This window comes from Ligilactobacillus sp. 110_WCHN (genome assembly GCF_030518115.1).
In the GTDB taxonomy this organism is placed as follows: Bacteria; Bacillota; Bacilli; order Lactobacillales; family Lactobacillaceae; genus Ligilactobacillus; species Ligilactobacillus aviarius_C.
In genome coordinates this window covers 1-10,705 of record NZ_JAULLI010000031.1, presented here as the reverse complement: position 1 = coordinate 10,705, position 10,705 = coordinate 1, and the positions used below count along the sequence as shown (strand labels likewise).

Annotated in this window: 15 protein-coding genes; all 15 read left to right on the top strand. The window is 36.8% G+C overall.

Annotated features, from left to right (window positions below):
- Window positions 1–284 precede the first annotated feature (284 nt).
- The 15 genes from Q3C15_RS08310 to Q3C15_RS08240 all read left to right on the top strand — a co-directional run bounded on the left by Q3C15_RS08310 (window position 285) and on the right by Q3C15_RS08240 (window position 10,590).
- Window positions 285–719: an ArpU family phage packaging/lysis transcriptional regulator gene (locus Q3C15_RS08310; RefSeq protein ID WP_302704944.1), complete on the top strand. Its 435-nt coding sequence runs from the start codon at window positions 285–287 to the stop codon at window positions 717–719.
- 336 nt (window positions 720–1,055) lie between these two features.
- Entirely contained in the window at window positions 1,056–1,235 is a 180-nt protein-coding gene (locus Q3C15_RS08305) for a hypothetical protein (RefSeq protein ID WP_302704943.1), read from the top strand.
- Between the two features lie 325 nt (window positions 1,236–1,560).
- Entirely contained in the window at window positions 1,561–2,094 is a 534-nt protein-coding gene (locus Q3C15_RS08300) for an HNH endonuclease (protein ID WP_302704942.1), read from the top strand.
- 171 nt (window positions 2,095–2,265) lie between these two features.
- The gene (locus Q3C15_RS08295; protein ID WP_302704940.1) at window positions 2,266–2,802 is read left to right on the top strand and encodes a phage terminase small subunit P27 family; all 537 of its coding nucleotides are present in this window, start codon (window positions 2,266–2,268) and stop codon (window positions 2,800–2,802) included.
- Between the two features lie 14 nt (window positions 2,803–2,816).
- Window positions 2,817–4,700 (top strand): terminase large subunit, encoded by a 1,884-nt coding sequence (locus tag Q3C15_RS08290; protein ID WP_302704939.1) that lies wholly within the window; start codon window positions 2,817–2,819, stop codon window positions 4,698–4,700.
- Complete coding sequence (locus tag Q3C15_RS08285) at window positions 4,663–4,851, top strand: hypothetical protein (protein ID WP_302704938.1); 189 nt, start codon at window positions 4,663–4,665, stop codon at window positions 4,849–4,851. Before Q3C15_RS08290 ends, Q3C15_RS08285 begins: the two co-directional genes overlap by 38 nt.
- A gap of 22 nt (window positions 4,852–4,873) precedes the next feature.
- Window positions 4,874–6,046: a phage portal protein gene (locus tag Q3C15_RS08280; RefSeq protein WP_302704937.1), complete on the top strand. Its 1,173-nt coding sequence runs from the start codon at window positions 4,874–4,876 to the stop codon at window positions 6,044–6,046.
- Complete coding sequence (locus Q3C15_RS08275; protein WP_302704936.1) at window positions 6,021–6,710, top strand: head maturation protease, ClpP-related; 690 nt, start codon at window positions 6,021–6,023, stop codon at window positions 6,708–6,710. The genes Q3C15_RS08280 and Q3C15_RS08275 overlap by 26 nt, the downstream gene beginning before the upstream one ends.
- Window positions 6,710–7,927, top strand: a complete 1,218-nt coding sequence (locus Q3C15_RS08270) for a phage major capsid protein (protein ID WP_302704935.1) — start codon at window positions 6,710–6,712, stop codon at window positions 7,925–7,927. The genes Q3C15_RS08275 and Q3C15_RS08270 overlap by 1 nt, the downstream gene beginning before the upstream one ends.
- A 16-nt stretch (window positions 7,928–7,943) precedes the next feature.
- Window positions 7,944–8,285 (top strand): head-tail connector protein, encoded by a 342-nt coding sequence (locus Q3C15_RS08265; RefSeq protein ID WP_283602103.1) that lies wholly within the window; start codon window positions 7,944–7,946, stop codon window positions 8,283–8,285.
- Complete coding sequence (locus tag Q3C15_RS08260; RefSeq protein ID WP_302704934.1) at window positions 8,266–8,613, top strand: phage head closure protein; 348 nt, start codon at window positions 8,266–8,268, stop codon at window positions 8,611–8,613. Before Q3C15_RS08265 ends, Q3C15_RS08260 begins: the two co-directional genes overlap by 20 nt.
- Window positions 8,603–9,058 carry a hypothetical protein gene (locus Q3C15_RS08255; RefSeq protein ID WP_302704933.1) on the top strand — a complete coding sequence of 152 codons (456 nt, stop codon included), beginning with the start codon at window positions 8,603–8,605 and terminating at the stop codon, window positions 9,056–9,058. The genes Q3C15_RS08260 and Q3C15_RS08255 overlap by 11 nt, the downstream gene beginning before the upstream one ends.
- Window positions 9,024–9,404, top strand: a complete 381-nt coding sequence (locus tag Q3C15_RS08250) for a DUF806 family protein (RefSeq protein WP_302704931.1) — start codon at window positions 9,024–9,026, stop codon at window positions 9,402–9,404. Before Q3C15_RS08255 ends, Q3C15_RS08250 begins: the two co-directional genes overlap by 35 nt.
- Window positions 9,405–10,175 carry a major tail protein gene (locus Q3C15_RS08245; protein WP_283602099.1) on the top strand — a complete coding sequence of 257 codons (771 nt, stop codon included), beginning with the start codon at window positions 9,405–9,407 and terminating at the stop codon, window positions 10,173–10,175.
- Between the two features lie 34 nt (window positions 10,176–10,209).
- Window positions 10,210–10,590: a phage tail tube assembly chaperone gene (locus tag Q3C15_RS08240; RefSeq protein ID WP_302704930.1), complete on the top strand. Its 381-nt coding sequence runs from the start codon at window positions 10,210–10,212 to the stop codon at window positions 10,588–10,590.
- Window positions 10,591–10,705 lie beyond the last annotated feature (115 nt).

Sequence of the window (10,705 nt, the reverse complement as noted above, 5' to 3'; positions counted from 1 at the left end):
CACGCTTGATAATGAAGTTAAACATATCAATCGCGATGTCAAAGACACGGAATACAACGAAGTCGCTAAAAATGATTATCGGATTAAATTAGACAGTGTCGAATACAGAACTGACCGCGAAACATGGAATTACATCCGGGACTGGCTAACATGGCATTAGTGATTTCGATCGTGATTGAATTTATTCTGTTTCTAGTTATAATCAGTATAAAAAAATAACGCCACAATCGGCGTCACTACAATAATATCGACAATATTATTATAACAAATGGAGATGACGCATTGTGGACTTATTTCCAAATATTGATTATAAAAAAACGGCGGTTAATGTACGCAGTTATTTAGATACGAAATTGCCACGATTATTGAGAATGGTTAACGAAAGCCCAGCGAGTTTAAAATCTCCTGTTATTTCGGACATGCCAGTTAATCATGATGGTGGTAATCATAATGAAGAAAAATTGATTAGATACATTGCTGCTAAGGATATTCTGAATGGTATTTCATTAGCACTTAATAATTGCTCTCAGACGGCCTTTATTATTCTTGAAGGTAAATACATTAAAGAGTTAACAGATTGGCAAATATCGCAAAATATGGGCTATTCTAAGGCAAGATATTTCCAACTGAAAGATGAAGCATTCAACGAATTTGCAGACAGATTAGAAATGCAAAAAGGTTGTCCTGATTTGCATATTTACGAAGAAGAATTAGTTTAAAAACTAATTCTTTTTTTATTGAAAAAGTGTTGACTTTACACTTAATTAAGTGTATTATAATAATTGTAGGAAGGAGGTAAGCTTTTATGAAACCACGAAAAAAGCTGACGTTTGAAGAAACACTGGTCATCATTCAAATCGTTCTTCAAATTGTCAGCATAATAATCAGTTTGATTAAGTAATCAAACGATAGGAGCAAAGCAATCAAGCTGAACTCCTATTTCAGTGTATCATAAAGGCGCAGTGATATGAAGAAACTAAATAGATTAGATTGGTTGTTAATCGTGTTAATTGGATTAACGATTGTGAATATTATTATTAAGTTGGTGAAATAGAATGGCAATATCTGAAGCTAGAAAAAAAGCTAATAAGAAATGGGACGACAAAAATAAAGAGCGTATGAAATACTTGCGGTATCGTTCCTATGCTAAGACATTCATTAATAAACTCTCAACTGTGGAAGACTTGGACGAACTCTCTGCATTGATTGAAGAACGACGCAAAGAATTGAAGTGATAAATAATGTTATATGTTTTAGGATTGGCATTGTTGTTTTTGATATTGTACGTAGTTATATATGTCGTATTAATATCAACTGTGGGTGTGGTTGTAATTCAATTGCTTAAGTATGGTTTATTAGTTCTTGCTTTGCTTGGCATTGGATATTTAATTGGCAATCTCATCGTTAAATTAATCCATAAATAAATCAGACTTTTATTAGACTTTTATTGGACTTTTTGTAGACTCCAATCAGACTACAAACATATTATTATGATACTGTTGAAAAATACAGATAAGCGATAGCATTTAGCTACCGCTTTTTTTAATGGAGTGAATAGCAATGCCACGAGTTAGGCGATGCCGATTCAATGGTTGCCATGCAATGTGTGAGTTGCCATTGCATTATTGTAAGCAACATGCAGAACATGAGCAGGAATACCTTGAATCACGCATGAAGTGGGCACGTAGTCATAATAAACAATACCAACATAAATACAATACACGAGTACGCAATCGTGATACATCATCGCAAGAACGATATCAATTCTATCGTTCAAAACAGTGGCAAGTGTTACGTAAGCAAGCACTTGAACGTGATCATTATCTGTGCCAGTATTGCCTGGCTAATCACTTAGTCAATGCAGGCAAGACGGTTGACCACATCGTTGCCATTGAGATTGACCCTAGCTTAAGAAATAGCTTAGGAAATCTAGCGACCATCTGCCGAGATTGCCACCGTGTTAAAACAGATCTTGAACAGAAATTGTTTGGGACTGGTAAGGATAATTCCTTGATTGACCGTGAACCAATCTCAAAAGTTAGTGAATGGTCAGAACTGATTGAAGATTTTCAGAATGGTAAGCAAATTCTTTAAAAAAATTACTCCCCGCCCCCTAAAAACGAATTAAAAGGAGCGCACACAGAAAAATCTTCTTTTGCCAAACACGCAAAAACAAAAATGTTTTTATTTGGGGCTGTCCGGCATGGGAATTCCCTGGGAAATCCTTTAAAGATGGTCACCATCGTTTGAAAGGAGGGTCAAAATTTGGCGAGAAAACCAAAAATTACAACAGATAAACATGCTCGTGCTGATCAGCGTAGACGTACTGAAAAATTGATTGAGCAAACTAAAGATGTTGACGATTTAAAGATGACACCACCGTCATATTTCAGTGAATTGGCTGGCGAAATGTGGAAAATTGTTGTTCCGGTTTTACAAAAAATGCAAACTGTTAAACAAACTGATCATGCAATCGTTGAGGCATTTTGTATTAATTACGAACAATTAATTAATGCTTACAAAGATATTCAAGAACACGGTCAAGTTCAAGGCATTTGGAAAACAGTTGTTTTACCAACCGGTGAAGTTCTTCGAGATGATGACGGAAAACCACGTAGAGATTTTCAAGGGTTTAAACGTAATCCGTCAACACAGATTCTAGATGCTGCTACTGCTAAATTAAAAGCTTTGGCTAGCGAATTAGGTTTAACACCAACTAGCCGAGCAAGTTTAATCAATATGCTTGCTGATAAAACTGAAGGTGTGGACGTAGCAACCGCAATGAAACAATTCTTCGAGTAAAGGAAGTGATTTGAGTGCAAAAAATCGATTTAACACAATCAAAAGACGTTGATAAAGTTTATCAATCTCAGAATTATGATGAAATTCGTGCTAAATACCAAGATGACGGCACTCAATATGCTTTCGATGTTATGGATGGAAAATTAGTTGCTGGTTACATGATTAAATTAGCTTGTTTCCGTCATCTTCAAGATTTAAAACGGGTTGAAACAGGTATAGATGATTTCCCATATCATTATTCGATGAAAGAATGCCGCAACATACTTAAGTTTTCACGCGTTTGTCCGGATACTGATACCGGCGAACCAATCAATTTATTGCCATGGCAAAGATTTATCATGTGTCAATTAATGGGCTGGCGTGACGCTAAGAATAAAAAACGATTTACCAATGCGATTGTTTCAGTTGCACGGGCTAACGGTAAGACTTATTTTGCAAGTATTATTCTTTGTTACTCGTTTTTAATTGAATCAATTGGACAAGGTAACCAAGATTATTTAGTTACTGCGCCAACATATAAGCAAAGCAGCAAGTTGTTTGGTTATATCAAAGGCATGATGAAAAAAGTTATCATGCAAGAACCATTTAAGAGCTTGGCAGAGCAATTAAATCTTCAGATTTACAAGGATGAAATTGTTGAGAAAGCTAAAAACAATGTTTTAAGACTGATAAGTTATGAATCGAATCAATATGATTCGTATCACTTTAGAACAGCAGTATTTGATGAAATTGGTGATATCGATAATGATGAGCAAACATCAAAAATCACATCAGGACAAGTTAAAGTTGATAATCATCAATATATTCAGATTTCAACCTCATATCCAAACGTTACTTCACCATTTCGGAATGACCAAACCATTGCGCAACAGACAATGGAACAAGATTGGAATCGAAAAGGTGATAACACTCTCTGCTTGGTTTGGGCGCAGGACTCACTTGATGAAGTGTTCCAACCTGAAACTTGGATGAAAAGCAACCCATTGTTGGCACTTAAAAGTCAATCGGAAACGTTGTTGGATGGATTAATTAACGAACGTGATACTTTGACACTTAAAGGTCGTATTAATGATTTTCAAATCAAAAATATGAATATGTGGTTGCAGGAATCAACTAATTCGTATTTGAAACTTGTTGATATTGAAAAGACTAAAATTAGTCATTTTGATATGAAACATCGTGATGTTTATATTGGTTTTGACTATTCACTATTTAGCGATAATACTTCGTTTGCGTTTATTGTTCCTTATATGGATAACGGTGTTAAAAAATGGTATTTAGCGCAACACTCATTCATTCCTTGGTATAAAGCAGGTTCAATTGAAGCCAAAGAGAAACAAGATGGAATTAATTACCGTGATTTAGAAAAACAAGGATATTGTACAATCACTTCACATCCACAAGGAATGATTAATGGCGATCAGGTATATCAATGGATATTGGATTATGTAATTGAGAATGATTTAAACGTATTATTCTTTGGCTATGATGCTTATGGTGCGAACACGATGATTAAGAACCTAGAAATGAATACTTCGTGGCCGTTAGAAGCAATTAGACAACGGACTTCTGAATTAAAAGATCCAACCAAGTTTTTACAACGAGCCTTTGCTGAAAGCAAAGTTACTCATTTACAAGACAGAATTATGGAGAAAGCATTAACCAACGCTGAAATTTTTGAAGATAAGATTGGAATTCAAGTAGATAAGGCAAAAGCAACGTTAAAAATTGATGTTGTGGATGCATTGGTTGATGCGATGTACCAAGGTATGTATCATTTTGAAGATTTTAGCCCAGTAAATGATAAATCTAAAGAAGTTGAACGAATGACTGAAGAACAAGTCAAGGAGTGGTTTAAGAATGAAGAAAGTGGCTTGGTTGCTGAAGACGATTGGTAATAATATCGATTTAATTCTAATAATTATCGGCTTAATAGTTCTTGATATCACGATTGCTACTAAGTCGATTTTTTTATCTGGGATATTTGCTGGCATTGAATTGTTAGTGCTTGGTATTACGATTGCAATTTTAAGCAATATTAAACATTGAAAGTAGAAAGGAGGTGAGTTGATTGGCGTTTTTTAATCTTAATCGAAACACTGAAAGAACAATATCCTTATCAAATGAATATGATGTCCTAAATTTTCTGAATGGGTTGGATGATGATGAGTATATCAGTGCTGACTTTGCATTACGAAATTCAGACATCTATTCAATTGTTTTTCTGCTTTCAATGGATTTAGCGAACTGTGAATTTAAAGCTGATAAAGGCAAATATCAAGCATTATTGAATAAACCAACACAGACTGCTAACCCACACGGTTTCTGGGAATCAATGTTTGCTCAACTGTTGCTTGATGGTAACGCATATGCCTATCGTTGGCGTAATCAAAATGGAACGGATAATTACTGGGAATATTTAAGACCATCTCAAGTCGAACCGATGTTGTTAGAAGACGGTTCTTCAATGGTTTACAATATCTCATTTGATGAACCTGAAATTGGATTTATGCAAAACGTTCCGCAAAACGATATGATTCATTTCCGTTTAATGTCCCGAAATGGTGGTAAAACCGGTGTTTCTCCACTCTCAGCGTTGATTAATGAGGCTCAAATTCAAGAACAGTCTAATAGTTTAACCAAGAACGCATTAAATCGGGCAATCTTGAGCCCGGGTGTCTTGAGTGTTGAACACGGTGGTTTACTTAGCCAGAAAGAAAAAGCGGCACGTTCGCGAAACTTTATGCGTCAAGTGAACAATTCAAATGGTGGTCCAATTGTTCTAGATGATCTTGAAACATATACACCGTTAGAAATGAAAGCTGATGTCGCTAAGTTATTAGCGCAGGTTGATTGGACTACCACACAAATTGCCAAAGTTTATGGTGTTCCTGATAGCTATTTGAACGGTCAGGGCGACCAACAATCAAGTTTAACGATGATTCAAGGCTTTTATTCAAATGCATTAAACCGTTATGCTCAAGCAATCGCTAGTGAATTGAATTTTAAACTTAATGCAAACATCAAAGTTAATATTCGTCCGGCAGTTGATCCTAACGGTGATACATTTGCAACTGTGCTTGCTGGTATGGATAAAGACGGTATTTTAACAAACAGTCAAGTAGTTTCAATGCTTGAAGATATGAATTTCTTCCCTGAAAAAGTACCTGAACCACTTGATAAGGAAGTAACTCCACCTGTGGAAGGAGGTGAAAACGATGATCAAAATTCCGGTAAAGGGTGACATTATTGATAATGATACTGCTGAATTCTACGACTTTTGGGGTATGAGCAATTATTGCTCGCCAAATCAAGTGGAATCAGCACTGCAAAATGCTAATCATCAACCAGTTACTGTGGAAATTGCAAGTAATGGCGGTGATGTATTCGCTGGTAGTGAAATCTACTCACTATTAAAAGATTATGACAATGACGTCACAGTTAATATCGTTGGCCTTGCTGCTTCTGCTGCAAGTGTCATCGCAATGGCAGGAGATATCGTTAAGATCGCTCCAACTGCTCAAATTATGATTCATAAAGCATGGACGGATTCTCAAGGCAACGCTGATGATTTAGAACATCAGGCAAACGTACTTGGAACAATCGACCAGTCTATTGCTAGTGCATATGAAAAGAAAACTGGTATGAGCCAAGATGAATTGCTCCAAATGATGAGTAATGAAACATGGTTAACTGCTAAGGATGCAGTTGATAAAGGCTTTGCTGATGAAATTATGTTTGAAGACGAACAAACACCAGTCTTTAATTCGACTGAAAAGCCTGTCGTTTCTAAAGCGACACTAAATAAGTTTAGGAACATGCAGATGAAAATGGCTGAGAAAAATAAGAAATCTGACTCAGCTATTTTATTGAACAAAAAACTAGAAATTTTACGAGGTGAAAATTAATGGATATTAATAAATTAAATGACGCGTGGATTCAAGCGGGTCAACGCGTAGATGATTTAAATGCAAAAGTACAAACAATGTTATTGGATGATTCAGTATCAGCTGAAGATTTAGCAAAAGCAAAAGCAGAACGTGATGACGCTAAAATTCGTCGTGATTCATTGCATGATGAATTAGAAAATGCACGCGAAGAAGAAAAGACAATGAAAGTCGCTGATAAGAATGTGGCTATTCATACTGAAGAAGGCAAAAAGGAACACGAAAAGATGAATTTTGCCAACCAAGTTAAGGGATTGATTAAAGGTGATCCTAAGGTCATGAACCTTTTAACAGAAACGGATACATCAGGCAATCAACTTGGTTTAGTTGTTCCTGAAGATATTCAAGTTCAAATTCATGAATTGATTCGTCAATATGCTTCATTGGAACAGTATGTAACAACAGAATCAGTTTCAATGCCAAACGGTTCACGAGTATACGAAAAATGGAAAGACATCACACCATTAGCTAACTTAGATGATGATGCAGCTAAGATTGGCGATAACGATGATCCAGAATTAAACAAGATTCAATATCAAATTCATCGTTATGCTGGTATTTCAACAATTACAAACACATTGTTGAACGATTCACCAGACAACTTATTAGCATGGGTTGAAAAGTGGATCGCACGGAAATCAGTTGTCACACGTAACAACGCTATCTTGGCAGTATTACCTAAGTTATCAGGTAAAGCTAAAGCAGCATCGACATTATCATCATATGACGATGTTAAGACATTAATTAACACAGGCGTTGACCCTGCAATTGCATCTACATCATTCTTAATGACAAACGTTTCAGGCTTTAACGAATTAGCGCACGTTAAGGACGGTATGGGCCGTTACATGATCCAACCAGACATTACAAAGCCAAATATTTACCAATTAGAAGGTAAACAAGTAGTAGTAATCAGCGACCGTTGGTTACCAAATGACGGTTCAGGCAACCATCCAATGTTCTATGGTGATTTGAAACAAGCTGTTACATTGTTTGACCGTCAACAAATGTCATTGCTTACAACCAATATTGGCGGTGGTGCATTTGAAAATGACGAAACTAAGATTCGTGTTATTGACCGATTTGATGTTGAAGCAACTGACGGCGATGCATTTGTACCTGCTTACTTTAAGCTTGGAGCAACTGCAGCAGCTTCTTCAACAACAGCTGGTAAATAGTTAGAAGGTGTAGTCCGTGGCGGTCACTTTAGATGATTTAAAGCTGAACTTGCGAATTGACGGCAACGAAGATGACACGATATTACAAAATGAATTAAATGCGGCTGTATCATTCGTGAAGAACGCCATCTGTGGAGGTGATGAAGGTACGGACGCATTTTTTGAACGGGTTGATGTTCAACCGTTGTTTGATAATGCAGTTCTAGCTTTAGCAAGCACTTACTACGAAAATCGAGTAAGTGTTTCAGAGTTGCAGACATATACCATTGATGCTCCGTTGAATTCAATCATCGGAACTCTCCGTGGTATTTATGACGTGAACGAAGAGGTGGATGACGATGCGAAGAATCAATCCTAGTCGTTTGCGCCTGAGATTGCAATTCGGGCATGTCGAAAGTAAAGAAACGATTAATGGTATAAATACAGACAAACAATTTGTTTGTGATGTTGAGGTTTGGGGTGGTATGTATACGAACTCAATGACTCAAACGTATGTATTAATGGGTCAAGGAGTTACGGATACAAAGTCGTTTATCGTTCGACATAATTCAGAATTGCAAAAATATACGCATTTAAAATATCAAGGCAACGTCTACACGGATTTAGTATTCAACGAAGATCCATATGACGCTCATGATAGTTTTGATACGGTCACAGGAAAGTTGGTGACGAAACGTGGCAGATGATAATGACTTTGCCGGTCAACTTGAAGGCTGGTACAACCAAATTGTTAAGCGTGCGAAATTAACAACCGCACAGAAAACCGAAATTAATACGGCCGGAGCAAAGGTATTTCAAGAAGTGTTACGCGAAGAAACGCCATACAACCCGAACCGCAAGGGAGTGCATATGAGAGATGCAATTACGTTCGTTCCGGGAAAAAACGCGGACAATATTCCGAATGGTGCAACCGATGTGGGTTGGGATAAAGACCACGCTTATATTGCACGTATCATGAATGATGGTAAGAAGAAAATGTCACCAAAGGAACAGGCACAATTGCATTTCAAAGATCATGCAGTTGAAAAAGCTAGACCGTTAGTATTAGCAGCAAAAGCTGAGGCATATCGCAGAATTGTAAATGGAGGTGGAAACAATGACAGCAGCGCAAAGGGCACAGAAAATCATTAAATCTTTAGATTTGCCGATTGCACATGTTTATTGTTTCAATTGGCCACCAGATACAAATCTAGATGATACAAGTACAACTGATGTGTTAATCACGGAAGTTAATGATATGCCAACTACATACGGTTCCGACCGCTCAAATGAAATGGAAGAAACCGTGGCAGTTAATATCTTCTACGCTAGTGATTCAACAGTTGATTTTGATAAATTAGAACAACCACTTTTGAATGCCTTTGAAATTCAAGGGTGGTTTTGTGTATATAGCCCTGGTCATTCAATTGATCCTGACACAGGGCAAGTAACCAAGGTATTTCAATTTAAGCATTTATTAAGAAAGGATGAAATTTAAATGGCATATATCGGTTTAAAAAATTGGATGATTGCTCGTATTGATCCAAAGACACATACAGTAATCACAGACGAATCAAAAGGTGGTTTAACAACAAACTGCGGAACTCCAGGAGTATTCCGTGTAGATTTAAATAGCGCTGGTGGTGCTACGCAAGCTAACCTCTCAAACTTGCAAGGTACGATTACTAAGACTTACGGTTCAAACGCTGTTGCGCGTGCTGCTGCAGGTACACCAGAACCAACTGTTGCTTTAGGTGCTAATGGTATTCCATTTGATATCTTACAAAAAGTAACAGGAATGATTAAGAACGAAGATGGAAGTTACACACGGACAACTGATGCCGAAGTTAACCACTGTGCTTTATTAATTAATTCAACTGATTGGGATGGAAATGACGGCTACATTGGTTTTTATGATGGAACTGTCACAATGGGTAACACAAATATTCAAACAAATAACCAATCAGAAAAGATTACGGCTGATACATTAACGTTTACTGCTTTAGGTATTGGTACAGAAGTTGGTCAAGCATCAACAACTGGCTCATCAGTATCAGCAGTAACAACTGGTGGTGCAGTTAAGACATTGGTAACTGGTAACTCAGTTAAGGTTTACACAATGTATAACTCAGGTGTACAAGGATTTGATTACAGCAAGATGATTGCTAATATCTTCCCACAAGCTGGTACACAATCATCATCAACCGGTTCACAACCTACTGCAACAACATCACCTGCTGCAAGTGGTTCGGCATCAAGCGATAAATAATAAATAGGTATCTTGGGAAAGGGGTTCAATTATTATGAGTAAATTTGATGCAAAAGCATTGGGAATTAAGAAACCTATCGAATTAAACGTAACAAACAAAGTTGTAGAAGAAGTAACAAAAGCTAACTTATCAATTGCAAAATCATACGATTTAACAGATAAAACTGATGATGAAATTATGAAGGAAGTTCTTGAAGCTAATAAAGCTCAAGAAAGCCTTTTGAAAAACGTTGTTGGTTTGTCAGAAAAACAAATCAAACGAATTAACGATGAAGTTAGTTCATTTGACCTAGAAATGTGGATTAAAGAATTTACTACCGCGGTTTTTACGGTCCGGAGTTACGGAATGACTCCTCTCGAAGTCGACGAAATGGAGACGAAGGAAGAAAGCAAGTCACACCACACCGGCAAGTAAAAGAGTGGGAAAGCATGTTGGAAGATTTAAGGTATGCTGAAAGGCAAGCCTTAACTGATCTTCATATGGAACCGGAAGTATATGAACGCCAAAATTACTATCGGTTTAATGAAAT

What these genes read in the sequence shown, in the direction of transcription:
- Q3C15_RS08305 (WP_302704943.1), top strand. Translation starts at nt 1,056, where the DNA reads ATGGCAATATCTGAAGCTAGAAAAAAAGCTAATAAGAAATGGGACGAC.
- Q3C15_RS08300 (WP_302704942.1), top strand. Translation starts at nt 1,561, where the DNA reads ATGCCACGAGTTAGGCGATGCCGATTCAATGGTTGCCATGCAATGTGT.
- Q3C15_RS08285 (WP_302704938.1), top strand. Translation starts at nt 4,663, where the DNA reads ATGAAGAAAGTGGCTTGGTTGCTGAAGACGATTGGTAATAATATCGAT.
- Q3C15_RS08275 (WP_302704936.1), top strand. Translation starts at nt 6,021, where the DNA reads ATGATCAAAATTCCGGTAAAGGGTGACATTATTGATAATGATACTGCT.
- Q3C15_RS08270 (WP_302704935.1), top strand. Translation starts at nt 6,710, where the DNA reads ATGGATATTAATAAATTAAATGACGCGTGGATTCAAGCGGGTCAACGC.
- Q3C15_RS08260 (WP_302704934.1), top strand. Translation starts at nt 8,266, where the DNA reads ATGCGAAGAATCAATCCTAGTCGTTTGCGCCTGAGATTGCAATTCGGG.
- Q3C15_RS08250 (WP_302704931.1), top strand. Translation starts at nt 9,024, where the DNA reads ATGACAGCAGCGCAAAGGGCACAGAAAATCATTAAATCTTTAGATTTG.
- Q3C15_RS08245 (WP_283602099.1), top strand. Translation starts at nt 9,405, where the DNA reads ATGGCATATATCGGTTTAAAAAATTGGATGATTGCTCGTATTGATCCA.
- Q3C15_RS08240 (WP_302704930.1), top strand. Translation starts at nt 10,210, where the DNA reads ATGAGTAAATTTGATGCAAAAGCATTGGGAATTAAGAAACCTATCGAA.